The organism is Pseudoalteromonas sp. HL-AS1, from assembly GCF_031198785.1.
In the GTDB taxonomy this organism is placed as follows: Bacteria; Pseudomonadota; Gammaproteobacteria; order Enterobacterales; family Alteromonadaceae; genus Pseudoalteromonas; species Pseudoalteromonas distincta.
Window position 1 is genome coordinate 404,378 of record NZ_CP133569.1, and the last position, 25,743, is coordinate 430,120.

Genomic DNA, 25,743 nt, shown 5'->3' on the forward strand with positions numbered 1-25,743 from the left:
ATAAAAATGCATATTCAAAAAAAGCGTTAGCGATGAATTTTTTACAAAACTTAACAATTAAACGACGTTTACAACTAAACGCAGTCGTTGTTGGTTTAGCAATGGTGGTCCTTTTATGCGTGATTATTTTTGAATCACGTACAACCTTGAGCTTAAACAAGACTATTCAATTAGCAGAAGAGCTCAACGTACATGCATTAGCATTGCGTAAACATGAAAAAAACTTTTTGTTTTATAAACAAGAAGACGCGTTAACTGCATTTGAAACGGATTTTGAGCAGTTAAGTGATAAAGTAAAAAAGTTACAACAGTTAATGGCTAACCAAAGTATCGCACAGGAGCAGGTCCAGCGCTTTGAGCAACTAATAAATAGCTATAATAATGATTTTGAAACTGTTGTTAAGCTTCAAAAAGAGATTGGTTTAACCCCGACCGACGGGTTATATGGCAAGCTTAGAAGCTCGGTTCATGAAGTTGAGCAACTATTAAAAGAGCAGCAAAATTACCAACTGCTGTCGTCAATGCTGCAACTAAGACGCTCAGAAAAAGATTTCATGCTGAGATTTGATATTAAGTACCTAGGGCGTTTTAATGAGGGAATTAATACATTTAAGCAGCAGATAGCTGCAGCACAGCTGCCAAGCGACTATAAAGCACAAATTAATCCTTTGATTGATATATACCAAAGCGAATTTCAAACACTTGTGCAGGCCCAAACTAAGCTAGGGCTAGATCTTGAGTCAGGCGCACTTGGAGTAATGCGTGACAGTGTAGATAAAAGCGACGCCATTGTTTCTAAAATCGTTAAAGACACTAAGTTACAAGTAGAGCAAAGTGTAGAGCAGGCTCAATTTTTAGCTATTTTGGTATTTGTGATTGCAGGTGTGATTGTATTAGCACTCGTTTATTTTACAAGCCACTCCATTATTGTACCTATTGAGCGGGTTTATCACACCATTAACGATATTCGTCGTAATAATGATTTGAGCGTGATGATAGAGCAAACTGGTAAAGACGAAATTACCACCATGACGGTCGACTTTAATAGCTTAATAGGCGATTTTAAGAACTTAATTAACGAAGTTAATGGTGCTCTAAACACGCTTAATGTAGCAACAGAGCATTTATCACAAAGTACCGCAGCAACAAGCTCTGGTATGCAAGAGCAACTACATGAAGCCGACATGGTTGCAACGGCAGCCACCGAAATGCAGGCGACGATTCAGGATATTTCACATAATACTGAAGCGGCTGCGAAAAAAGCAGAGTCAACAAATTTAAGTGCACAACAAGGGCGTAGTGAAGTAGATTCTACCGTTAAGCACATTAGGGCCCTATCTGATTCGCTGGGGAATGCATCAAATGTAGTGTCGCAACTTGAAAAAGATGGTGAAACAATTGGTTCAGTGCTTGATGTAATTCGAGGGATTGCAGATCAAACAAATTTACTTGCACTTAATGCAGCAATAGAAGCGGCCCGTGCTGGTGAGTATGGTCGTGGTTTTGCTGTTGTTGCAGATGAGGTTCGTTCATTAGCAAAGCGTACTCAAGAGTCTACAAGTGAGATTGAAGGTATTATAAGTACCTTACAGCAGCGTACTCAAGAAGTGGTGAGTATTATGCACAAATGTCGCTCTCAAGGTGATGAAAGTGCCTCGCAAGCAATTAAAGCAGGTGAGCTATTAGGCGCAATTACTGAAGATGTACAAACAATAATGGAAATGAGCTCTCAAATAGCAGTTGCTATTGATGAGCAAAGCCAAGTGGCATCAGAGGTTAATAAAAATGTAGTAAGAATTTGCGATATTGCACAAGACGCAACTGAACATGCTGCTAACAATGCGCAAACAAGTGAAGAGGTCTCTGAGCAGGCTCGCGTTCTGTTCACTGCAATTGATAAATTTAAGGTTTAATAACGCTTAATAGAACGGGCCTATAAAGTTTAAGGAACAAATTTTATAGGCACGCTATCTTTACTTTTTTCGTGTTCAGTTACCCGCGCTAAATATTCACTCCACAATGTATCTTGTTGCTGTTGTAGTTTTTCAAAGTAGCGCCAGCTAAATAGTCCGCTGTTATGGCCATCGTCAAAATCTAAACGAAGTGCGTAATGCCCAACAGGTACAATACTTTTTATTCCTACAGCTTGCTTATTAAGTACTAGCTTCATTGGGCCAGAGCCATGGCCCTGCACTTCAGCTGAAGGGGAGTGTACACGTAAAAACTCACAGCTAAATACAGCTTTACTGTCATCATCAAAGTAAACATCTAGATTTTTACTTACACTGTGGTAATGCACTTTTGTTACGTGTTTCATTTAATATATCCCATTAAAAAGCCCCCAATCTGGAGGCTTTTAGTATAACGTTTATATTCGTTTTATAGAATAAAGCGGCTTAAGTCTTCATCTTCAACAAGTGCACCTAAGTGTTTTTCAACATAAGCGGCGTCGATTACTAATGACGAGCCTGCTTTTTCAGAAGCGTCGTATGAAATTTCTTCCATCAATCTTTCCATTACAGTGTGTAGACGACGAGCACCGATGTTTTCGGTTTTCTCGTTAACTTGCCAAGCTGCTTTGGCAATACGCTCAATTGCATCGTCGCTAAACTCAATCGATACCTGCTCAGTTTTAAGCAGCTCTCGTTGTTGCTCGGTAAGCGATGCATGAGGCTCTGTAAGGATGCGTTTAAAGTCATCTGCAGTAAGTGCTTCAAGTTCTACTCGAATCGGTAAGCGGCCCTGTAGCTCTGGGATCATATCTGATGGCTTCGCCATCTGAAACGCACCAGAGGCAATAAACAGCATATGGTCAGTTTTAACCATTCCGTGCTTAGTATTTACAGTTGAACCTTCAATTAGCGGTAGTAAGTCGCGCTGAACACCTTCACGGCTCACATCTGGACCTGAAGAATCGCCGCGCTTACAAATTTTGTCTATTTCATCAATAAACACAATACCGTTTTGCTCTACTGCAAAAATAGCTTGCTCTTTTAGCTCTTCAGGATTTACTAATTTAGCGGCTTCTTCTTCCGTTAATAGTTTGAAGGCTTCTTTGATTTTTAGTTTACGCTTAGTGCGCTTATCGCCGCCCATGTTTTGAAACATGCTTTGTAGCTGGTTGGTCATATCTTCCATACCAGGAGGCGCCATAATTTCTACGTTTGGTTGTGCTTGTGCTAAATCGATTTCAATTTCTTTATCATCTAGCTGACCTTCACGTAGCTTTTTGCGGAACGCTTGGCGAGTTGATGAGTTATCATCACGCTGCGTTTCGCCGTATTGATCTTTCGCTGGTGGTAAAAGGGCATCTAAAATGCGCTCTTCTGCAGCTTCTTCGGCGCGATGTTTAAATTTCTTAGTCTGCTGTTCGCGAGTCATTTTAATTGATACATCGACTAAATCGCGGATGATAGTCTCAACTTCTTTACCAACATAGCCAACTTCAGTGAACTTAGTCGCTTCTACTTTAATAAAGGGTGCGTTAGCAAGTTTTGCTAATCGGCGGGCAATTTCTGTTTTACCTACACCGGTTGGACCAATCATTAAAATGTTTTTTGGTGTTACTTCGCTGCGTAAATCTTCTTTGAGTTGCATGCGGCGCCAGCGGTTACGAAGTGCGATAGCCACTGCTTTTTTTGCTTTAGCCTGACCTATAATGTGCTGATCTAGCTCGTGAACAATTTCTCTTGGGGTCATATCAGACATGATAGTTCCTATTATAATTCTTCGATTGTTTGGAAGTTATTAGTAAATACGCAGATGTTGCCTGCAATAGTTAAGCTTTTCTCTACTATTTCACGAGCGCTTAAATCTGTATTTTCTAAAAGGGCGGTTGCAGCTGATTGTGCAAAGTTACCACCACTGCCAATTGCAATTAGGTCGTTTTCAGGTTGAACCACATCGCCATTACCGGTAATAATTAAAGAGGCTGTTTCGTCTGCTACAGCGAGCAGCGCTTCGAGTTTTCGAAGTGCACGGTCGCTGCGCCAATCTTTAGCCATTTCTACTGCGGCTTTAGTTAGGTTTCCTTGGTGCATTTCTAATTTGCTTTCAAAGCGTTCGAAAAGAGTGAAGGCATCAGCAGTACCGCCGGCAAAACCAGCGATTACTTTGCCATTATAAAGACGTCGAACTTTACGGGCGTTGCCCTTCATTACGGTATTACCAAGAGACACTTGGCCATCGCCGCCAATTACAACCTTGTCGCCACGGCGTACACTTACGATAGTAGTCATGTTATTCCTCATCATCGAGCTGCATAGGCAACTCGTAAAAAACGATTATGAAGAGGTTATATGGGTGAATGGTTTATTTTCAAGTCCAGCCCCAAATTCCGCAGCCGACTATTTTTACACGTTTAAGTTTGTTTTTATCACTTTCGGCTTGGCGTTTGGTTTTATAAGGGCCTAAGCGCACTTTATACCAAGTACCATTGCTGCCTTCAGCCTGTTTTATTTCAGAAATGAGGCCTGCAAATGCTATTTTAGCTTTTAGCGATTCCGCTTGTGCGTGGGTTTTAAACGAACCACACTGCATAACGTAAGGGCCTTTTTGCTCAAGTTCTTTCACTTCAACTTGAATCTCGTGGTTTCTAATTTCTTTAATAAACTCTGGTGTGCGTGGAATAACCACTTCTACTTTTGCGGGCGCAGTGGGGTTTGCTTGTTTTTCGACAAGTTTTGGATCTGCATTACTTTTAATAAACCATAATGTATAAGCAAAACCACCGACGAGTAAGATGGCTATGACAGCTAAAAGAATAGGAAATGGTTTTTTAGCGGGTGCGTTTTTTTTACTGTTTCTGCCTGCAGGCTTTTTGTTAATATAATCGTGCTGTGCCATGGTGTTATTTTGGCCTTAACCTAAATCATGTCTATAGGGTCTACGTCTAAGCTCCAGCGTACTTTTTGTGCAAGTTTACTTGAACTTAAATAATCAACCATTTGCGCAAGGTACTGATGTAATATGCGGCGATCTTGCGCTTGAATATGTAATTGAAAACGATACATACCTGCGACTTTTTCAAGTGGAGCAGGGATCGGACCGAGCAATTGTATACCAGATACCCCATTCACAGGAACCAAATCTGTCAAAAAATCGACGACTAGCTTAATGCTGTGTCCTTGTGCACGGACAATAGCCATATTTGTAATGGGTGGTAAGTCTGCATCATCGCGTTCACTCAGTGCAAAGCGAGCAAAGTCTTGGTAACCATTATTAACTAAGTCTTGTAAAAGCGGGTGTTCTGGAAAGTGTGTTTGTAATAATACTTGCCCAGGCTCCCCTGAACGCCCAGCTCGCCCCGCGACCTGAGTAACTAACTGTGCTAAATGCTCTGTCGCCCTAAAGTCGCATGAGTATAAACCGCTATCTACGTCTAAAATTATAACAAGGCTTACATCTGCAAAGTGATGGCCTTTGGCAAGCATTTGTGTGCCAACTAAAATGCGTGCACCGCCTAGGTTTATTTCATCTAGTGCTTTTTCAAGGCTGCCTTTACGGCGAGTTGAATCGCGGTCTATGCGAGTAACGGGTGTATCTGGAAACTCGGTCGATAAAAACTCTTCAATTTGCTCTGTACCTTTGCCATTTGGAAATATTTGCGTACTTCCACAATCAGGACATTGATGAGGAACAGGGTATTGATCGCCACAGTGATGACAAATCATTTGCCCAATCGCTTTATGAAATGTGGCGCTGGTACTGCAGCGTTTACATTCACTTAGCCAGCCACATTCATGGCAAATAAGAGTGGGTGAGAAACCTCGACGATTTAAAAAAACCATAACCTGTTTACCGCGATTTAAGTGTTGGCGCATAGTTGCAAGGCTTGCATGTGCAATACCTGCTTGGTCGGGTTGGCCTTTCATATCGAGTAACTTAAATTGGTTATCTGTCGCAGTTTGCGCGCGCTCGGTTAAACTTAGTAGCTGATATTTGTTATTAATTGCTTTGTGAAGTGTTTCAAGTGCGGGTGTAGCACTGCCTAATATAAGTGGTATTTTATGCTGAAAAGCTCTGTATGCAGCTAAATCACGAGCATGGTAACGAAGGGTATCTTGTTGTTTAAATGATGAATCGTGCTCTTCATCGACAACTATCATACCGAGTTTTAAAAATGGCAGAAAAATACTCGAACGTGTGCCTATAACTATTGCACAACTGCCTTTTTCGCAAAAACGCCATGTTTGCAATCGCTCGTTGTCGGTAAGGGCTGAATGCCAAAGCATAATGGGTGTATCAGGAAAGCGGCGACGAAAACGGTTTACAGTTTGTGGCGTTAAGCCTATTTCTGGCACTAATACTAATGCTTGCTCGCCACGTTTGAGTACTTCTTCTAGGCACTGTAAATACACTTCTGTTTTACCACTGCCAGTTACGCCTTCTAATAAAAAGCTGCTAAATCCATTACTTTGATTTATTGCTGTACAGGCAACCGCTTGTTCTTTATTAAGTACAGGTTTACTACCGACAGTTGGTGCAACGCTTTGCCATTGGTTATCGTGTTCAATAGTTTGCGTAATGAGTTCTTTATTTATTAGGCTATCTATTGTTTTTTTACTAAAGCCAAGAGCTTTTAATTCGGTTAACGATGATTTCCCCGATTGCGACAACTGCTTTAATAAATTGAGTTGTGTTTTGGCTTTTAATGACGATACTTTTGCGCCTTTTTCTGTCAGATCAACCATGTTAATACTGGTTTTATCTGGCGATTCACCTTGGCGAAGTGCACTCGGTAGCGCTATGTGAATAGTTTCGCCTAAGGGATAGCAATAATAGCGGGCAGTAAAGCTAAGGAGTTCTAAATGTTGGGCGCTTAAAATAGGGGTATCGTCTATTACCTCTATAATATTCTTAATTTTATCTAAAGGGACGTCGGTACTGTTTTTAATACCCAGAACAACAGCTACTTTTTTTTGATTACCAAAAGGTACTAAAACCCGCATGCCCGGTAGTATGGGTGTTGATAAGCCACTGAGCTGCTCTTCTATTTTATAATCAAAGGTGCGTGGAAGCGGGACTTTAATAGCAACTTCAACAAAACTCATAACAACTCAACCCGTAAAATTAATGCTGTAATGTACTAAAAATACCGCTAAAAACCTACTAGCAATAGTACTTGAGAAAGAGATTGTTCACTTTTTTAGCGAAAAGATAAATAAATACTTGTGCAGGGGAAGGTTGTTGGATAAAATCCGCCACCAACAAATTTGTTTTAACGACGTATGGTGCCAGACTTCGGGTTTGGAGAGCGATGCGGCCTTAACTAGAGGTTCCTATGAAAGAAGGTATTCACCCTAAGTACGAAGTAATTTCTGCAACATGTTCATGCGGAAACAAATTCGAAACTAGCTCAACTCTTTGTAAAGACATTCACTTAGACGTATGTTCTGCGTGTCACCCGTTTTACACTGGTAAGCAAAAGATTTTAGACACTGGCGGCCGTGTTGATCGCTTCAACAAGCGCTTCGGTGCACTTAGCAGCAAGAAGTAATTATTGCTGTTTAGTTAAAAAAAGCACCTTAGGGTGCTTTTTTTATGTCTAAAATTTACCACTTCTTATCTTATTTAGCTTGCTCGAGCTACATCACACCTTGCATAACTATTTCCTATTCTTATTCTGAGTATGCATAAACCTTTGCAGACAAATTGATAGATATTCTCTATATTTTAAATAGTACAAATTTTAACTAGGTTGATAAAAGTAGCTAACGTGGGCTTATCTGTTTTTAAAGTAGTGTAGTAGGCTGTTATTTTAAGTTTATGATGATACGTTAAACATACATTTTTTTAATATTTTAATAGACATAAACGCACCTCAAAACTTACTTTTTTGGTGAATTTTTATTTATCAAATGTTTATATAATCCTGCAAAGTTACTGAAAAACCTCTTAAAATTAAAGGATATAGCATATAACAGGATAGACCTGATATTGCTTGGAATTTAAAAATAATAAGGGTATCGTACCCCAAGACTCCACCTCTCACTTTAACTTAAATTGCAGGATACCATCGCGTTATGTCTGACTTTCGTGAACAAGCACTACATTATCACTCACATCCCGTACCTGGTAAAATTAGCATTGAGCTAACAAAACCAGCTGAAACAGTTCAAGACTTAGCCCTAGCTTATAGCCCAGGTGTCGCTGAGCCTGTACGTGAAATTGCCGCAGATCCTGCAAATGCATATAAATATACCGGTAAGGGTAACATGGTTGCGGTTATCACTAATGGTACTGCAATTTTGGGCTTGGGTAATTTAGGTCCTTTAGCGTCTAAACCAGTAATGGAAGGCAAGGCGTTATTGTTTAAACGTTTTGCAGGGCTTGATTCTATTGATATTGAAGTAAAGCACAAAACAACAGAAGACTTTATTAACACGGTTGCCAATATTGCTGACACATTCGGTGGTATTAACCTTGAAGATATTAAAGCACCAGAGTGTTTTGAAATTGAAAAAGCATTAATAGAGCGTTGTAGCATTCCTGTTTTTCATGACGACCAACACGGCACCGCCATTGTTACGGCTGCCGGCATGTTAAATGCGCTAGAAGTACAAGGTAAATCAATTGAAGATGCAATAATTGTATGTTTAGGTGCAGGCGCTGCTGCAGTTGCGTGTATGGAACTGTTAATTAAGTGTGGTGCACTGCGTGAACACATTTATATGCTTGACCGTAAAGGTGTTATTCATACTCGTCGCGATGATTTAAATGAATATAAACAGCTTTTTGCTAACAATACCGATAAACGCACATTGCAAGATGTAATTGCAGATGCTGATGTGTTTGTTGGTGTTTCGGGTCCTAATTTGTTAGCTGCCGAAGATTTAAAACTAATGGCAGAAAAGCCGGTCGTGTTTGCATGTTCAAACCCAGATCCAGAGATCGATCCTGCACTTGCTCACGGCGCACGCAACGATTTAATTATGGCAACAGGGCGCTCTGATTACCCTAACCAGGTTAACAATGTTTTATGTTTTCCGTTTATTTTCCGTGGTGCACTTGATGTACGTGCAAGCGCGATTAACGATGAAATGAAAATTGCTGCAGTTGAGGCTATTCGTAGTATTGCCAAAGAGCCTGTACCTGCAGAAGTTTTAAAAGCCGCAGGCGTAGATAAGCTAGAGTTTGGTGCGCAGTACATTATTCCAAAACCAATGGATCCGCGTTTACTACCGCGTATAGCTAAAGCTGTAGCACTTGCTGCGGTTGAGTCGGGTGTTGCGCAAATTGACTTGCCTGAAAATTATATGGCGTAATATATAACGCTTAAACAAAAAAACCTCAGCAATGCTGAGGTTTTTTGATTAAAAAGGTAACGATTTATTCTTCGTTTAAAATAGGCACTTCTAAACCCATTTCTTGCATTATCTTTTTAACTTCTTCTGGTACTTTTTCTGCGTTGTCTTTACGTAGGTCATCGTCATTTGGTAAAGGTTGACCAGTAAAGGCATGCAAAAACGCCTCACATAGCAATTCACTATTTGTTGCATGGCGAAGGTTGTTGATTTGACGACGCGTACGCTCATCCGTTAAAACTTTTAATACATTTAGCGGGATCGAAACGGTGATCTTTTTAACTTGCTCTGATTTTTTCCCGTGTTCTGCGTATGGGTGAATATACTCACCATTCCATTTAGCCATAAGATGTATCGTTGCCTCAGATTATTAATTTCTCACACGGTATAAAAAGCGTGTAAATATGCGTGAAATTCTATCGATTTAAAAAAGATAGTCAAATAATAGATACCGATCTATCTTAATAAGCCTATTTGGGATGTAAAAATAAGCTCACTTTTGTGAGCTAAAATATGATACTAGCAAACGCCTTCCCTAACTTTAGCCATCTAGAGCTTTAAAATCCTTTGACTTATTAAAACGGATAACTTACTCTTTTAGACGTCTAAACATCCAAATTAATCAGGTGACGAATATGAGCGAAAAAAACAAAGCGACCATTGCTGTACGTAACGGCGTTGATGCTGATAAACATCATGGTGCAGTGGTGCCGCCAATTTATTTATCAACGACTTATTCGTTTGCCGACTTTGATACTAAGCGTGAGTATGATTATGGCCGCAGTGGTAACCCTAATCGTGATATTTTAGCAGAGACGCTTGCTAAGCTTGAAGGTGGCGCTCGTGGCATAATTACGGCCACTGGTATGGCTGCCGTGCATTTAGCTACTCAGCTACTTAACAGTGACGACACGTTAGTAATTCCACATGATTGTTATGGTGGTAGCTATCGTTTATTTACATCGTTACAAAAACGCGGACTATTGAAGCTTGAAGTATTAGATTTAACAAAAGAAGAAAGCCTTCAACAAATTTTAGCAATTAAACCTAAGCTTATTTGGATAGAGACTCCAAGTAACCCAGTACTTCGTTTAACCGATATTAAAGCGGTTACCGATGTTGCTAAGCAATGCGGTGCATTGGTTGCCGCAGATAACACGTTTTTGTCTCCTGCCTTACAAAACCCTATTAAGTTTGGTGTAGATATTGTGGTGCATTCAACTACTAAATATATTAACGGGCACTCAGATGTAGTGGGCGGCGCTGTTATTGCTGCAACACAAGAGCTTGGTGATGAGCTTGCTTGGTGGGCAAATAATATTGGTATTACGGGCGCCCCTTTTGATAGTTATTTAACGCTTCGTGGTCTACGTACTTTAAATGTGCGCTTAAGGCAGCACCAAGAAAATGCGCTAGCAATAGCTAAGTACCTTGAAAGCTCCAATTTTGTAAGCCAAGTTTACTATCCAGGACTTGAGTCACATCCTCAACATGAGCTTGCTAAAGCACAACAACTTGGCTTTGGTGGCATGGTTAGTTTTGATATTAAAGGCGATATAAACGACGCCGCAGCATTTTTAACTAGCCTTAAAACGTTTAGTTTAGCTGAGTCACTAGGTGGCGTAGAGAGTTTAATTTGTCACCCTGCAACTATGACGCACGCAGGTATGGAGGCAAAGGCACGTTTAGAAGCGGGTGTGGGCGATACGCTTATTCGTATTTCGGTTGGGATTGAAGATATACACGATTTAATAGCTGACTTTGAACGAGTATTTGAACTTGTAAAACCAGGGAAAAATAAAAATGTTGGCCGTGTAGGCAAAGGTGCTGGCACTTCTGGTGGAAACGTTAAATTAAGTGCAGCCCGTCCAGCGCTTTGGTGATTAATATGGTCAATTGTGTACATAAATTTGGTGGTTCAAGCTTAAGCTCTAGTGAGCGCTATCAAAGCGTAGCTAAAATAATTATTGGGCATACTCAGCCGGGTGACTGTGTTGTGGTATCTGCTGCAGGTAAGACTACAGATACACTTGTGTCGTTGTGGCAAAGTTATCAGCTGCAAGACACGCAAGCTGTCGCTGATATTTTACTGCAGTTAAATAACCATCAAAGCGATTTAATTGAGCAGTTATTACAAGCTGATTTAAAGCGCTGCGCACTTAAAACACTAAATACCGAGCTTAGTAATATTGCAGAACTTGCTCAAGCTGAGCAGCTAAAAGAGGCTGCGTTACTTGCGCATGGGGAACTGTGGTCAGCACGTTTACTCGCTACTTATTTACAGCAGTTAAATATTGAGGCGTGTGCTCAAGATGCCCGTAGTCTTTTTACCTTAAACGATGGTGAATTAATGCATGCGCAAAATGCGCAGCAATGTCGACAGTCAATTTTACCTAATAAGATAAATGTTGTTACTGGGTTTATTGCCGCCGATACGAAAGGTGAGACCGTAACACTTGGACGCAACGGTAGCGATTATAGTGCAACACTACTTGCAAATTACTGTAATGCTAAGCAAGTATGTATTTGGACCGATACACAGGGAGTGTTTAGCACTGATCCTCGTAAGGTTAAAAAAGCGATTAAATACGGCAAAATTTGTCGCGGGCAAGCTAATTTATTAGCTCGTTTGGGTAACCCTGTATTACATGCAAAAACACTATCGCCACTTAAAAACAGCGATATTAAGCTAGCTGTTCGTAGTAGTTTTGATGTGCAAGCAAGCCCAACAGATATAGTAAAAGAAGGTTCAGCAAAGAAAAAGCGCTTTATAACCACGCTGCAAAATGTTGATCTGTTAATGGTTGAAGGATTAAGTGAAGGTGAGGTCGCAAGCGTTAGTCAGCTTATTCAGCATAGCCTTCATCATTTTAACCATAATGGTGAAGTGTATTTAGTAGTACCGGCTGCACAAACATATCAAGTTATTAATTACTTTGCTGGTAGAGCTAATATTAGTGAGTCAAATTTAAATGGCTGTGCAATTGTTGCCCCTGAGCAAGACGTTAGCGTACTAAAACTGCAAGCTTTAGAGGTATTAGCTGAGCAGACTATAAAGCCGCGTTTTGTGCATCAAGATAATGGTTATGTTTTATTACTAACAGACCAATTTATAGATAGCGATATACAAAGCGCCTTACACGATAAGCTAATCAATAAAGGCCAAGAAATAGCCGTTATAGTTGCGGGCCTTGGCAATGTAGGCGATGCTTTTATTGAGCAGTTATCGGCACAATTTGAGCGTTTATCAGACGACTTTAGTATTAAATTGGTAGCGCTGGTTCGCTCTAAACATATGTTATTTAATGCAAGTGGCATAAATATACCGCAATGGAAAACTCAATGGCAGCATGAGGCGAATAGCTATGAAGCTGCGGATTTACTTAATGCGATAAGCGAGCTTAACTACGAACATAAAGTGTTAATTGATATTACTGCAAGTGAGCAGTTTAGCTTTTTATATACAGATTTTGTAGACAGAGATTGTCATTTAATTAGTGCTAACAAATATGCAGGTACAGCACCTACTTCATGGTATAAAGCACTTCGTAGTAACCTTGGCGAACGTAATTTACATTGGCGATATAATACAAGTGTAGGCGCAGGCTTACCTATCAATTTTGCTTTGGCTGATTTGCAAAATAGTGGTGATAAAATTACGCGTATTGAAGGCGTGTTCTCGGGTACACTTTCGTGGTTATGTAGTAAGTATGATGGTACCACTGCTTTTTCTGAGTTGGTATTAGAAGCACAGAAAATGGGGTTCACAGAGCCTGACCCTCGCGAGGATTTATCTGGACGAGATATGCAGCGTAAGTTACTTATTTTAGCCCGAGAGTTAGGTATAGAGCTTGAGCTTGATGATATTAGCTTATCGGCATTAATGCCCGGCGAGCTTGCGCTAGGAAGCTGGGAAGACTTTCTAAACAATAAAGCCCAGCTAGATGCGTTCATTGAAGAGCATGCTGATACAGCAAAAGCTAATAACTCAGTACTGAGATACACAGGCCTATTAGATATAACAAAAACTGAAGTTATCGCTAAAGTAGGAATTACGTATGTCCCCAATGGGGATGCGTTAGCAAACCTTACACCTGGCGATAATATTTTTGTAATTAATAGTAAATGGTATAGTGATAACGCGCTTGTGATTCAGGGGCCAGGGGCTGGGAAAGAAGTAACCGCTGCGGGTGTACACTCTGACTTATATTGGCTTGTTCAAAACTTAAAATAAGCGATTATTTAAATTAAAACGGCAGCTTAAATAAGCTGCCGTTTTTTGTATTACAGAGATATTATTAAAATAGCTCTTCTTCGGTTTTTGTGTCTTCTTCAAATATATCGTTTGGCTGAGATAGCACATACTTTGTCGGTGCAGTGCCTTTTTCGAAGTATTCAAAGCGGCTGGTGTAGTCATTTTTGTGGCTTAGCAAACCAGTGGCTAAATCAATACGAATCGAAACAAGCCCCTCAGGTGGTTCAATTGGCGCTTCAGGTGTTCCCTCAAGTGCGGCTTTCATAAATTCAATCCATGCAGGCTGCGCTGTTTTAGCCCCCGATTCAGCACCAGATATTTGGCTGCTATCTAAGTTGTTATTGTACGTAGAACGGCCAAGAGCGTTACCTGGGTTATCAAAGCCCACCCACACAGAAGTCATTACTTTACTGTTAAAACCACTAAACCAGGTGTCTACAGAATCGTTAGTTGTGCCTGTTTTACCCGAAAGATCACGACGTTCTAAAGCTTGTGCGCGCCAACCTGTGCCACTCCAACCCGTTTTATGGGCCCAACTACCGCCGCCCCAAATACCACTGTGCATTGCATCAGCAATTAAAAATGCATTCTGCTTAGAAATAATTCTCGGTGCACATTTTTTTGTTGGTTCCACTTCATCACTACTATTATGAAGTGAGAATTCATTGCGTGTTGGTAAAGGCTCTTCATCACAGGCTAGGGCAGGGTTTGCTTTAAACAATACATTACCGTAAGCATCTTGAACTTCTGAAATAAAGTAAGGTTCAATTAAGTGGCCACCATTGGCAAATGCACTCATGCCACGAGCAAGTTCAAGTGGTGTAATGGAAGCACTACCCAGTGCTAGTGATTCACTGCGATTAATGTCTGAATCTTTAAAGCCAAACTTTAATAAATGATCAGCTGTACGTTGTAATCCAACGCCGCGTAGTAAGCGCACCGAAATAACGTTTTTAGATTGTGCTAAAGCACGGCGAATTCTTATCGGACCATTATATACAGCAGGGCTGTTTTTAGGGCGCCATGCTACGCCTTGGCTTTTATCCCATTGGTTTATAGGAGCATCGTTTAATATAGACGCAAGCGTGTAACCTTTTTCAAGTGCTGCTGAATATATAAAAGGTTTTATATTAGAACCTACTTGACGCTTTGCTTGTGCCGCTCGGTTATATTGACTTTGCTCAAAGCTGTAACCACCTACAATAGCTTTAATTCTGCCATCTTGTGGGTCGAGTGACACAATAGCACTTGATGCTTCTGGTATTTGGCTTAGTAAGTAGCTGTCATCTTCATTTTTACGCACCCATATTTGCATTCCTGGCGTTAAAATATCTGTAGCTGCTTTTGGAGCAAAACTTTGGCGGTAACGAGTAATATATTTACGCGCCCATTTTAAGTTATCCCAAGTAAGAGTTGTGCGCTCGCCACTTTTAAGTAATACCGACGCTGTTTTATCATTAACACTAAGCACGGCTGCTGCTTTCAAAGTACCCAACTCATTTACGCTTTGTAATTTATTGAGTATTTGTTGCTCAGTTAAAGCAGGTTGTGTTTCAGGATCCCATAAAACATCTGTTGGTCCTCTAAAACCATGGCGCATATCGTAATTATGTAAGTTGTTTACAAGTGCGTTTTGCGCTGCTTTTTGAACTTTAGACTCTACCGAGGTGAAAATTTTAAAACCTGAGTTGTAAGCTTTATCTATTCCATAACGCGAGACCATTTCAGCGCGCACCATTTCAGAAATATACGGGGCGTATAAATTTATTTCAGCACCATGAAAATAAGCGGTGATAGGTTGGCTCGTTGCTTCGTTATATTCTTCTTGAGTAATATAATTTTCAGTTAATAAACGCCCTAAAACAACATTTCGGCGTGCTTTTGCACGCGTTGGGTTACGAATTGGGTTTAAAGCTGAAGGGGCCTTCGGTAAACCTGCAATCATCGCCATTTGTGCAAGTGTTAAATTTTTTAACTCCTTACCGTAATAAACTTGTGCTGCAGCACCAATACCAAAAGCGCGATTACCCAATTCTATTTTATTAAGGTAAAGCTCTAAAATTTCGTCTTTTGTTAATACACCTTCAATATGTAGCGCTATAAATATTTCTTTAACTTTACGAATATATGCTTTTTCGCGAGTTAAAAAGAAATTACGAGCAAGCTGCATAGTAATAGTACTTGCGCCTTGTTTTTTCTCGCCGGTAGATATAAGAACAATAGCCGAACGTACAATACCTATAGGATCTATGCCTATATGATCGTAAAATCGATTATCTTCTGTCGCTAAAAATGCATTAATGAGGGTTTGAGGAATTTCATCAATAGTCACTGGAATACGACGCTTTTCACCAAATTGATTGATTAAAAGCCCATCTTTTGTGAATACTTGCATAGGAGTTTGTAATTGCACGTCTTTTAAAACTTGCACACTGGGGATATCAGGTTTAACGTAGTAATAAAGACTGACCAAAGTGATCAGACCAATTAACACACAAATGATAAAAAATTGTAAAGTTCGTTTTAATAAAATCACTTATATTTCCCTAAATGGACTCCCAATTGCGAGTTTTGACTGCTAGTATATATTGATTAAAAAATGAATAATATTTTTTCAGATAAAAATTATAACTTGTTTATTATTAAAACAAAGGCCAAGTTGAAACATGCTAAGTCAACTATTTCAAAAACCGTCCCCGATGATGGTAGGAATTGATATTGGATCGCACTCTATCAAAGCGGTGCTTTTACGTGAAATTGAAACTGGATTTCGACTAGAAGCACTTGCAATTGAGCCGATGCCAAAAGGTGCGATGAGTGAGCGCACAATCCAAGATATTGAAGCGATTGGTAACGTTATTACAAAATTAAGAAAAAAATTACCGAAGTCGTTAAAATCTGCTGCAGTGGCTGTTTCTGGCCAAACAGTTATTACAAAAGTGATCTTCATGGATGTATCGTTAACAGATGCTGAACTTGAATCGCAAATTGAAATTGAAGCTGATAGTTTAATCCCTTACCCGCTTGATGAAGTGAGCCTCGATTTTGAGAAGCTTTCGACGAATGAGGCCGATCCTAGCAAAATGAATGTTTTGCTTTCGGCTGCTCGTACTGAGAGTGTTGAAGCACGGGTGGGCGCTTTAGAAGCCGCAAATTTAGAAGCCAAAATAGTAGATGTAGAAAGCTACGCATTGAGCCGTGCTATGGACGTTTACTATCAACAATTACCTAGCGATGCATTTAATAAGTGTGTGGCTGTGGTCGATATTGGCGCAGTTTTAATGCTTGTGAGTGTTGTGCAAGCTGGGGAAACCATTTATACCCGTGACCAAGTTTTTGGTGGCGATCAATATACAAATAGTATTGTTGCTTATTATAATAAAGGCTTTGATGAAGCCGAAATAGGCAAAACATCAGGTGATTTACCGCCAAACTATACCTTTGAAGTATTAGCCCCTTTTCAAACTTCGTTACTTCAACAAGTTCGCAGAGCTGTGCAAATGTTTTTAACAACCAGTGGTAAAGAGCAAATAGATTATATTGTATTAACGGGCGGTACATCGATGATAAAAGGTATCGACCGATTGCTTATTGAAGAACTCGGTATTCACTCTGTTGTTGCAGAGCCTTTTGTAAATATGGAAATCTCCCCAAAGGTAGATCGTAATATAATGCAGCGTCACAAAACGCAGTTTGCAATAGCGACCGGGTTGGCATTAAGGAGCTTTTCAACATGCCACATATAAATCTACTTCCTTGGCGTGAATCGCAGCGCGAAGAATCGAAAAAGAAATTTGTAACTATACTTGTTGGTGTCGTTATACTTTGTTTTGCAAGTATGTATTTATTAAGTTCTTTTTATAGCGCTTTAAAAGATGGTCAAAATTTAAAGAATAATTATTTAAGCTCAGAAATTAGCATGCTAGATAAAAAAATAAGTGAAATACGAAGCTTAGATAAAAGAAAGGAAAATTTACAACAGCGTATGAGGCTCATTGAAGAATTGCAAAGCAGCCGTAATTTGGGTACGCAAATAATGGATGAAGTTGCCAAAATAGTGCCAGGTGGCGTTTATTTAACAAAGCTGGAGCGCAAAGGCAGCCAAATACATGTTTTAGGACGTAGTGAATCTAATAATCGCCTATCAACAATGCTCCGCCAAGTACAAAGCTCATATTTACTAGAGAATCCTTCAATGCAGGGCATTGTTGCAGGCGATCAATCTTCGCGTTTACTTAGTGATTTTAATATGGAATTTTATGTAAAACCATTTGATAAAATTGGTGAGGTTAGCGATGAACCTTGATTTTAAAGCACTGAGTGAAATTGATTGGAATGAAATAGAGCTTGATAACATTGGTGATTGGCCAATTGCTGTTAAAGCAATTTGCTGCACATTTGTTGCGGGCCTTGTATTGTTTTTTAGTTATAGCCTATTAGTTTCTGATGAAATTGACAGCTACCATAGTGCCGTGGCAAAAGAAGTTGAACTACGAACAACTTATCGAACTAAGTATGCAGTAGCGAGCAACCTTGAAATATATCGTCAACAAATGATTGAAATGGAAGATAAGTTTTCACAGCTATTAAAGCGTCTACCCACTTCGAACGAAACTCCTGGTTTACTTGATGATTTATCATATGTTGGGACAACGAGTGGTCTGACTTTTTTAAAAATAGGTTGGCTGCCAGAAGTTGAAAAAGAATTTTATACCGAGCTACCTATTAAAATCGAAGTAATAGGTAGCTACCATGAGTTTGGTGAGTTTGTAGGTAAAGTGGCCCAGTTACCCCGAATTGTAAGCTTACATGACTTTTCTATTTTATCATCGGGCGATAAACAGTTAACATTCAGTGTTGTTGCAAAAACATATCGTTATGAAGAAGGGGTTAAAAAATGAAACTCCTTCGCGTAGTACCTTTAGCTATAGCGTTTGTTTTAGCTGGTTGTAATGATGACACTTCTGAGCAAAAAGAATTTATTGATCAGGTAAAAGCAAGCACCACACCAAAGGTTGAGACGATTCCTGAACTGACAAAGTTTGAAATATTTGAGTATAGTGCTGGTCAGCTACGTAGCCCGTTTGTAGCGCCTCAGCCTGAGATTATTCAAAATAAACTAACGCAAGTAAAAAACTGTTTGCACCCAGATCAAGAGCGTCGCCGCGAACCGTTAGAGAAATACCCGCTAGATAATTTAGCAATGAAAGGCACAATTGGCTCTAGTGGACAAATATGGGCATTAATTACAGCAACAGATGACACTTTGCACCGCGTAACGGTAGGGAATTATCTTGGAAGTTATGATGGCAAAGTAAAAAGAGTAAGCAACGACTATATAGAATTAGTGGAATTAATCCCTGATGGGTCTGGCTGTTGGAAAGAGCGCCTGACGAAATTAGAAATGTTAGAGGCGGCAACAGATGGCGCAAATTAATAATAAAAAAGGTAAAAATAGGATGCATAAGGATGTACTTTGGCTTCATCGTATTTCACGGACATTACTGGCTGCTGTTGCTTTAGTCACTGTAAACTCAGCCATAGCTGGGCCATTGCTTTATGATGTTCGTTATAATCCATTACTTAAAGGCGAAACTGAATTACAGCTTGTTTTTGATGAAGAGTTAACCTTTGAACCAAAAGTTCAAGTGTTTAATAGCCCAGCCCGAATCGAAATGTTTTTTGATACTGCAGAGTTAGAAGTTGGTTTAAATGATGTTGAAGTTAATCAAGCTGGAATTAGCAGTGTTACTAATGTTTTAACTAACAGTGGTTTAAAGGTAACGGTAAACTTAGATAGATTAAAAATTTATGAGACTGAAGTTCATAACAATTTAGTATCGATACGTGTCTCTGATAACCCTCTTACAGAATCTGAAAATGAAGATGTAGTGATGGACTCAGGTGATGTAAGTGGAAATTACATTAACCGTATCCAGTCAATTGATTTTAGACGTGGTGAGAAGGGTGAAGCAAAAGTACTTGTATTTTTACAAGACACTCAAGCTGCAATTGAAGTCCATGAAAGTGGCGGGAAAATTTATGCTGACTTTCATCACACCGATATTTTAGACGATCTACTTTATGAATTAGATGTATTAGATTTTGGAACTGTTGTAAGTAATATCGAGACTTTTAAAGAAGATGGTTTAAGTCGTGTTGTTATCGAACCTAATGCTCAGTTCACGTTTACGTATCAGCAAATAGATAATATTTTAACGTTGACAATAGAAAAAGATGAAACGCAAAATGCGTACTTAGATGGTGGGGTTGAGTATCAAGGTCGTCCTATGACCTTAAATTTTCAAGATATCTCTGTGCGTGCAGCACTGCAAATTATCGCGGGTTACAACGACTTTAACTTAGTAACCAGTGATTCAGTAACGGGCAATATAACGCTGCGCCTAGATGGTGTACCGTGGGATCAAGCGCTTGACGTAGTACTACGTATTAAAGGGCTAGATAAGCGCATGGATGGCTCTATATTAATGGTAGCGCCTGCAGAAGAACTTGCAGCACGTGAAGCCAAAGATTTAAAAGCTAAACAGCAAGTTGAAGACTTAGAGCCTCTATATAGTGAATACATCCGATTAAACTATGCTAAAGCCGAAAATTTTGCTGACTTATTAAAAACAGATACAAACAGTATTATAACTGCCCGTGGTAGTGTATCTGTTGATCAACGTACAAATACTTTGTTAGTAAAAGATACTGTTAAGAGTATAGAAAACATTCGCCGCATGATTGAAACGCTTGATATTCCAGTGCAGCAGGTTGTAATAGAATCTCGGATGGTAACGGTACGCGATAACGTTACTGAAGACTTAGGCGTACGTTGGGGCTTTAGTGACCAAGGCAGTAGTGTTGGTATTTCAGGCTCTCTTGAAGGCGCAGAAGGTATTTATAATGCGACATCTACTTCAGATGCACCAAGTATTTCAGACCGATTGAATGTAAATTTACCTATCACTAACCCTGCGGCTAGCATTGGCTTACACATAGCAAAACTGGCTAACGGTACGCTGATTGATTTAGAACTAAGTGCGCTTGAAGAAGAGAATAAAGGCGAGATTATTGCAAGTCCACGTATAATAGCGGCTAATCAGCAAAAAGCGCGAATAGAGCAAGGTACTGAAATTCCTTATACAGAGTCAGCTTCAAGCGGTGCTACTACCGTAAGCTTTAAAAAAGCGGTACTGAGCTTAGAAGTTACACCTCATATCACACCTGATAATAAAGTAATTCTAGATTTAATTATTACTCAAGATACACGTGGTGATACCGTACAAACAGGTACTGGTGAAGCGGTGTCTATTGATACTCAAGAAATTCAAACACAAGTGTTAGTCGAGAATGGCCAAACCGTAGTACTCGGTGGTATTTTCCAACAGCAAATCATTAATACTACGAGTAAAGTGCCAATTTTAGGTGATATTCCTTACGTAGGAAGACTATTTAAAACCACAAGTGAGTTTAATGAAAAGCGTGAATTACTTATTTTCGTGACACCGAAAATACAAATTGATTAAAATACAGTGGTTTTATGTTAACCAACGGGTGATTATTTAGATTAATTGCTCGTTATATGGCTTTTTATTCTAATTGACTTGAAATACCCCTGCAATTACTGAGATAATCCCCTCCTTAATTTTGGGGCCAGGTCGTTAGGCGGGGTTTTATTTCAAATTTTAGAGTTTGTTTGTACTAAAAGATATGGCTGAGAAACGTAATATATTTCTAGTTGGCCCCATGGGGGCTGGCAAAAGCACGATTGGTCGTCACATCGCTGACCAATTACACCTTGAATTTGTTGATTCTGATCAAGAAATCGAACGCCGCACAGGTGCAGATATTGCATGGGTATTCGATCTTGAAGGTGAAGAAGGCTTTAGACTTCGAGAAGAGTCTGTTATTGGCGATTTAACCGAGATGCAAGGTATTGTACTTGCTACCGGTGGTGGTTCAGTAATGAGCAAAGAAGTTCGAAACAAGCTTTCGGCCCGAGGTATCGTTGTATACCTAGAGACACCTATAGAAAAGCAAGTTGCACGTACGCAACGCGACAAGCGTCGCCCATTACTGCAAACTGAAGAAGCACCTCGTAACGTACTAGAGCGCTTAGCAGAAGAACGCGAGCCCCTATACAAAGAAGTTGCCGATTTTGTTGTACGTACCGATGAGCAAAGCGCTAAAGTTGTTGCTAACCAAATCATCGAGAAATTAGATTTTTAAAAACCAATAATAAGGAAATAACTAAGCATGCTTAAATTAACAGTTAATTTGGACGAGCGAAGTTATCCTATTTATATTGGGCAATCTGCACTTCAAGATAATGGCCGCCTGGTTCACCACATTGGTGATTGTCGGCCTATCATCATTACTAATGACACAATAGCGCCTTTATATTTACAAGCGTTACTTGACTCATTAGCAGATCAAAATCCGCTATCTTTTATTATTCCTGACGGTGAACAATATAAATCACTTGAATGGTTTGAAAAAATATCAGCATTTTTACTCCAAAATAACTGTGGCCGAGATACGTGCTTAATTGCGTTAGGTGGCGGTGTTATAGGTGATCTAACTGGTTTTGTAGCGGCGTGTTATCAGCGCGGCGTACCGTTTATTCAAATACCAACGACAGTGCTTTCACAGGTTGACTCATCGGTAGGTGGTAAAACGGCAGTAAATCATCCTTTAGGTAAAAATATGATAGGGGCATTTTATCAGCCTCAAGCGGTTTTTATTGATACACAAACATTACACACCCTACCAGCAAGAGAGTTTGCAGCAGGTATGGCTGAAGTAATTAAGTATGGTCTGATTTACGATACCGAATTATTTGCATACTTAGAGCGAAACGTAGCTAATTTGCAGCAACTAGATGAATCGTGCTTACAGCATATTATTTTTAGATGTTGTGAAATAAAAGCACTTATAGTTGCGCAAGATGAAAAAGAGCATGGTTTACGTGCTTTATTAAACTTAGGTCATACATTTGCCCATGCAATTGAGGCAGAAATGGGCTACGGCGTTTGGTTACATGGCGAAGCTGTTGCAACAGGCATGGTATTAGCAGCTAAACTTGCTAAGACACGCCAAGATTTAAGCGCAAGTGAAGTTGATCGAATTATTAAGCTGCTTGAGCTATATAATTTACCAACAGAAATTCCAAAGCAAATGACTAGCGAGCAGTTCCTAACGCATATGCGTAAAGACAAAAAGAATAAAAGAGGCACTATACGCTTTATTCTACCTACCCAATTTGGCCAGTGTGCATTAGTTGATGATGTCTCTGATGACCAAGTTAGAGACTTAATCGAGCAGTAAATGCAGTCACAAATTTTACCAAGCCGTGCGGCTTTGGTGGATAGAATCGCACTGCAATTTGAGTACGGACAAAATTTAATAGTTTTACTTGGCACATCGGGGCTAGGTAAAAGCTATATGCTCGAAACCTTCATTACAGATAAATACAATGACTTTAATAAAGCTTTTGTGCAAGTAAGTGCACAAATGACTGACGCTCAGCTAATGAGCGATTTATTAGAGCAAAGCTTTAATTCCCCTTTGGTTGATCATAATTTAAGTTTACCTGAAAACTATTACCAGCTGCTTGAGCAACAGCAGTGCGGACCTTGTTTATGGGTGCTTGATGGCGGTAGGCAACTATCTGAAGAGATACTAATTGAGCTTGAGCTGCTTTCTAAAAATAGCCGTAATACGTTGTATATCATAATTGCATCACAGTCTAAACTTGCTTTAAATGACGCTGTCGAAATTTACTTGGAGCCACTAACGCTTCGAGAAAGCAAGATGTTATTGCAGTGGTACTTTACTGATTTACCTTATGATGAAGACCCTGTTTTTAGTACTTTTTTAGCCGAGGCTCATGGTAACCCCAGTTTATTGCTTGCTTGGCAACCTAGCGAGCACATAGCCGATATTATCGTTAAAGATAAAGTATCTTGGCGATTACACTTATTGATTTTGATGTTGTTAATTATGCTTTTAATTATTGGTCTGCTTTATAAGTCTGATATGACGCAGTGGTGGCAACAATATTATCAGCAGGAAGAAGCACAAGTCCTAAATACAGCAATATCTGTAGAGCAAGTAAGTGAGCCGGTTATAAAGCAAAATGACTCAGTAGTTACCTTAAATGACCCTGAAGGAGTTGAGCCAGATATTGAGCCAGAGAGCGTACACATTAATGATGTGCCTGCTATCATGCAAAGTCTTACCGAACCTGCAAATACCGTCAAGGTATTAGACAATGTTATTGATAATAGCGTTAAAAACAAAAGCAGTGAAGCAGGTGACGTTGTATCTAAAGCTCTAAAAGTAGAGAAAGTAAATACAGCAGAGCAAACTCAGATCAGCCAAGATAATATTTGGTACATGCAGCAAGCAGATACAAATAGTGTTATTCAATTATTAGCGGTAACTCAGCAGGAAGTTCGCGATAATTTCATTGCTCAATTCAATCTACAGCAGCAAGCACATTCTTACCAAACGAAGCGAAATAATCAAATATGGTGGGTTGTTACATTTGGCAGCTTTGAGAGTATAAACGAGGCAAAATCAGCAATGGATACTTTACCCCCTGGGGTTAGAAAAAATAAACCTTTCTATAAAAAAATTAGTAAAATAAAGCAAGAAATAGCAGTCGTAGATCAGTAAAACACACTGCTTTAGTGTAAAATCGCGCAACACCAGATTGAAGTAAAGAGCCAATGCAGCAAAAAAGTAGAGCCTTCCTTAAATGGGCCGGCGGAAAATACAGCCTAGTTGAAAACATTAATGCGCGATTAAACCAAGCTAGCAAGCATGCTGATACTTTGGTTGAACCTTTTGTTGGTGCAGGCTCTGTGTTTTTAAATAGTGACTTTAAGCACTATATCCTCAACGATATCAATGCAGACTTAATTAACTTATATAAAGAGCTAAAAAGCTCTCCAGATGAGCTTATTAGTGACGCTAAAAAGCTATTTGTTGATTTGAATAATCACGCAGATGCGTATTACGAATATCGTGTGCAGTTTAATCAAAGCCGTGATGTATACGAACGTTCAATCTTGTTTTTATACATGAACCGCCATGGTTACAACGGACTGTGTAGGTATAATTTAAAAGGCATTTTTAATGTGCCTTTTGGTAAGTATAAAAAGCCTTACTTTCCTGAAAAAGAAATGTATTTTTTTGCTGAAAAAGCACAAAAAGCAACGTTCACTTGTTTAGATTACGATGACGTTTTTAAGTTAGTGCCTAACAATGCTGTTATTTATTGCGACCCACCTTATGTACCATTAAGTAAAACGGCTTCTTTTACGTCTTACGCAAAAGGGGGGTTTAATTTAGATGATCAGGCTAACTTAGCTAATTTGGCAGAACAAGCCGCATTTGAAAATAACACACCTGTGCTTATTTCAAACCACGATACCGTGTGGACGCGTAAAATTTATAGCCAAGCATCGCTTGAACAAATTCAAGTAAAGCGCACTATTAGCCCCAAAGGTGGCTCTAGAAATAAAGTTGACGAGTTGATGGCTATGTATTTAGCACCCAAGCAACCACTGCGTAAATTGCGATAACAAAAGCAACAAATAGTACAATCGCAATTAAAATGATGGATAAAGGGGAATGTTGTTTAAAATCGACTTGGCGTTTATTTTCAGACTGAACACCAAAAAATGCAGCTAGCACACTTTGCAACGCGCTAAAAAATTGTAGCATTATTTAAAATAAAGGTTTTAAAGAAGGAGCGTTTTTAGAATCTTCAGAACTAGTAAGTAGTTCCAGTAAATCAAGGTAATGAAACTGAGCACTACGGCTATCGCCAGTTAACCACGAAAACCATGATGACTCTTCTTCAGCTTTAATACACGCAGTTAAAGTGTTTTGAGCACTTACCACTTGTGTATTATGACAATTACTCACTGAGCTTAATTCTTGCTCAGAGCTTGAACCAAAGCTAAACGCCCCGATAAGCAGTAATGCCGACGCAATTAATATCCCAATTTTAAAAGCACGCATGATGAAATCCAATAATTTGTTACTTTTTTAATCATAGCAAATACTGGTTAAATATCAAACTTAAAGTTACCTAAAATGGGGGCTATTACGCCATATTACTTGGGTAACATCTTCAATTAAGTTACATTAACGCAATACACTATTTAT

General features: G+C 39.4%; 23 protein-coding genes. 14 read left to right on the top strand and 9 right to left on the bottom strand.

Annotated elements, in window-relative coordinates; translation table 11 throughout:
* The first annotated feature begins 32 nt into the window (after positions 1 to 32).
* Complete coding sequence (locus RB214_RS01860) at positions 33 to 1,913, top strand: methyl-accepting chemotaxis protein (RefSeq protein ID WP_309168136.1); 1,881 nt, start codon at positions 33 to 35, stop codon at positions 1,911 to 1,913.
* A gap of 29 nt (positions 1,914 to 1,942) precedes the next feature.
* Here RB214_RS01860 and RB214_RS01865 read toward each other — a convergent pair whose 3' ends face one another.
* The 5 genes from RB214_RS01865 to priA form a co-directional block, all read right to left on the bottom strand.
* Positions 1,943 to 2,317, bottom strand: a complete 375-nt coding sequence (locus RB214_RS01865) for a gamma-butyrobetaine hydroxylase-like domain-containing protein (protein WP_002958364.1) — start codon at positions 2,315 to 2,317, stop codon at positions 1,943 to 1,945.
* A 62-nt stretch (positions 2,318 to 2,379) separates the two neighbouring features.
* A complete protein-coding gene (gene hslU / locus RB214_RS01870; RefSeq protein WP_002958365.1) occupies positions 2,380 to 3,708 on the bottom strand; it encodes an HslU--HslV peptidase ATPase subunit in 1,329 nt (442 codons plus the stop codon).
* A gap of 11 nt (positions 3,709 to 3,719) precedes the next feature.
* On the bottom strand, positions 3,720 to 4,238 hold the full coding sequence (gene hslV / locus RB214_RS01875; RefSeq protein WP_002958366.1) for an ATP-dependent protease subunit HslV: 519 nt from the start codon (positions 4,236 to 4,238) through the stop codon (positions 3,720 to 3,722).
* A gap of 79 nt (positions 4,239 to 4,317) precedes the next feature.
* A complete protein-coding gene (locus RB214_RS01880; protein WP_024596311.1) occupies positions 4,318 to 4,845 on the bottom strand; it encodes an SPOR domain-containing protein in 528 nt (175 codons plus the stop codon).
* Positions 4,846 to 4,865: 20 nt separating this feature from the next.
* Complete coding sequence (gene priA / locus RB214_RS01885) at positions 4,866 to 7,052, bottom strand: primosomal protein N' (protein ID WP_309168141.1); 2,187 nt, start codon at positions 7,050 to 7,052, stop codon at positions 4,866 to 4,868.
* A 230-nt stretch (positions 7,053 to 7,282) separates the two neighbouring features.
* Between priA and rpmE the strand changes: the two genes are divergently transcribed.
* Together rpmE and RB214_RS01895 are read left to right on the top strand one after the other, a co-directional pair.
* Positions 7,283 to 7,498: a 50S ribosomal protein L31 gene (gene rpmE / locus RB214_RS01890; protein ID WP_002958369.1), complete on the top strand. Its 216-nt coding sequence runs from the start codon at positions 7,283 to 7,285 to the stop codon at positions 7,496 to 7,498.
* Positions 7,499 to 8,024: 526 nt separating this feature from the next.
* Positions 8,025 to 9,266, top strand: coding sequence for a malic enzyme-like NAD(P)-binding protein (locus RB214_RS01895; protein WP_002958370.1), 1,242 nt, complete (start codon positions 8,025 to 8,027; stop codon positions 9,264 to 9,266).
* Positions 9,267 to 9,330: 64 nt separating this feature from the next.
* Here RB214_RS01895 and metJ read toward each other — a convergent pair whose 3' ends face one another.
* Positions 9,331 to 9,651, bottom strand: a complete 321-nt coding sequence (gene metJ / locus RB214_RS01900; RefSeq protein WP_002958371.1) for a met regulon transcriptional regulator MetJ — start codon at positions 9,649 to 9,651, stop codon at positions 9,331 to 9,333.
* A 289-nt stretch (positions 9,652 to 9,940) separates the two neighbouring features.
* Between metJ and metB the strand changes: the two genes are divergently transcribed.
* Together metB and metL are read left to right on the top strand one after the other, a co-directional pair.
* Positions 9,941 to 11,188 carry a cystathionine gamma-synthase gene (gene metB, locus RB214_RS01905; RefSeq protein WP_165742859.1) on the top strand — a complete coding sequence of 416 codons (1,248 nt, stop codon included), beginning with the start codon at positions 9,941 to 9,943 and terminating at the stop codon, positions 11,186 to 11,188.
* 5 nt (positions 11,189 to 11,193) lie between these two features.
* Positions 11,194 to 13,539 carry a bifunctional aspartate kinase/homoserine dehydrogenase II gene (gene metL / locus RB214_RS01910; protein WP_309168145.1) on the top strand — a complete coding sequence of 782 codons (2,346 nt, stop codon included), beginning with the start codon at positions 11,194 to 11,196 and terminating at the stop codon, positions 13,537 to 13,539.
* A 64-nt stretch (positions 13,540 to 13,603) separates the two neighbouring features.
* Here metL and RB214_RS01915 read toward each other — a convergent pair whose 3' ends face one another.
* A complete protein-coding gene (locus tag RB214_RS01915) occupies positions 13,604 to 16,096 on the bottom strand; it encodes a PBP1A family penicillin-binding protein (protein WP_309168147.1) in 2,493 nt (830 codons plus the stop codon).
* Between the two features lie 130 nt (positions 16,097 to 16,226).
* On the opposite strand from RB214_RS01915, the gene RB214_RS01920 reads away from it, so the two are divergent.
* The 9 genes from RB214_RS01920 (at position 16,227) to RB214_RS01960 (ending at position 25,154) form a co-directional block, all read left to right on the top strand.
* Positions 16,227 to 17,306, top strand: coding sequence for a pilus assembly protein PilM (locus RB214_RS01920; RefSeq protein ID WP_024596029.1), 1,080 nt, complete (start codon positions 16,227 to 16,229; stop codon positions 17,304 to 17,306).
* The gene (locus tag RB214_RS01925) at positions 17,294 to 17,866 is read left to right on the top strand and encodes a PilN domain-containing protein (protein ID WP_002958376.1); all 573 of its coding nucleotides are present in this window, start codon (positions 17,294 to 17,296) and stop codon (positions 17,864 to 17,866) included. The genes RB214_RS01920 and RB214_RS01925 overlap by 13 nt, the downstream gene beginning before the upstream one ends.
* Positions 17,856 to 18,461: a type 4a pilus biogenesis protein PilO gene (locus RB214_RS01930; RefSeq protein ID WP_002958377.1), complete on the top strand. Its 606-nt coding sequence runs from the start codon at positions 17,856 to 17,858 to the stop codon at positions 18,459 to 18,461. The genes RB214_RS01925 and RB214_RS01930 overlap by 11 nt, the downstream gene beginning before the upstream one ends.
* Positions 18,458 to 18,997, top strand: coding sequence for a pilus assembly protein PilP (locus RB214_RS01935; RefSeq protein ID WP_002958378.1), 540 nt, complete (start codon positions 18,458 to 18,460; stop codon positions 18,995 to 18,997). The genes RB214_RS01930 and RB214_RS01935 overlap by 4 nt, the downstream gene beginning before the upstream one ends.
* Positions 18,984 to 21,089: a type IV pilus secretin PilQ gene (locus RB214_RS01940; RefSeq protein WP_002958379.1), complete on the top strand. Its 2,106-nt coding sequence runs from the start codon at positions 18,984 to 18,986 to the stop codon at positions 21,087 to 21,089. The genes RB214_RS01935 and RB214_RS01940 overlap by 14 nt, the downstream gene beginning before the upstream one ends.
* 184 nt (positions 21,090 to 21,273) lie before the next feature.
* Complete coding sequence (gene aroK, locus RB214_RS01945) at positions 21,274 to 21,792, top strand: shikimate kinase AroK (protein WP_004589350.1); 519 nt, start codon at positions 21,274 to 21,276, stop codon at positions 21,790 to 21,792.
* A 27-nt stretch (positions 21,793 to 21,819) separates the two neighbouring features.
* Positions 21,820 to 22,890, top strand: coding sequence for a 3-dehydroquinate synthase (aroB, locus tag RB214_RS01950; protein WP_002958381.1), 1,071 nt, complete (start codon positions 21,820 to 21,822; stop codon positions 22,888 to 22,890).
* Positions 22,891 to 24,243 carry an SPOR domain-containing protein gene (locus RB214_RS01955; protein ID WP_002958382.1) on the top strand — a complete coding sequence of 451 codons (1,353 nt, stop codon included), beginning with the start codon at positions 22,891 to 22,893 and terminating at the stop codon, positions 24,241 to 24,243.
* Positions 24,244 to 24,296: 53 nt separating this feature from the next.
* Positions 24,297 to 25,154: a Dam family site-specific DNA-(adenine-N6)-methyltransferase gene (locus RB214_RS01960; protein ID WP_002958383.1), complete on the top strand. Its 858-nt coding sequence runs from the start codon at positions 24,297 to 24,299 to the stop codon at positions 25,152 to 25,154.
* Here the strand turns inward: RB214_RS01960 and RB214_RS01965 are convergent.
* A complete protein-coding gene (locus tag RB214_RS01965) occupies positions 25,111 to 25,296 on the bottom strand; it encodes a DUF2970 domain-containing protein (protein WP_002958384.1) in 186 nt (61 codons plus the stop codon). The two genes, RB214_RS01960 and RB214_RS01965, sit on opposite strands and share 44 nt — an antisense overlap.
* 3 nt (positions 25,297 to 25,299) lie before the next feature.
* Entirely contained in the window at positions 25,300 to 25,596 is a 297-nt protein-coding gene (locus RB214_RS01970) for a hypothetical protein (protein WP_002958385.1), read from the bottom strand.
* Positions 25,597 to 25,743 lie beyond the last annotated feature (147 nt).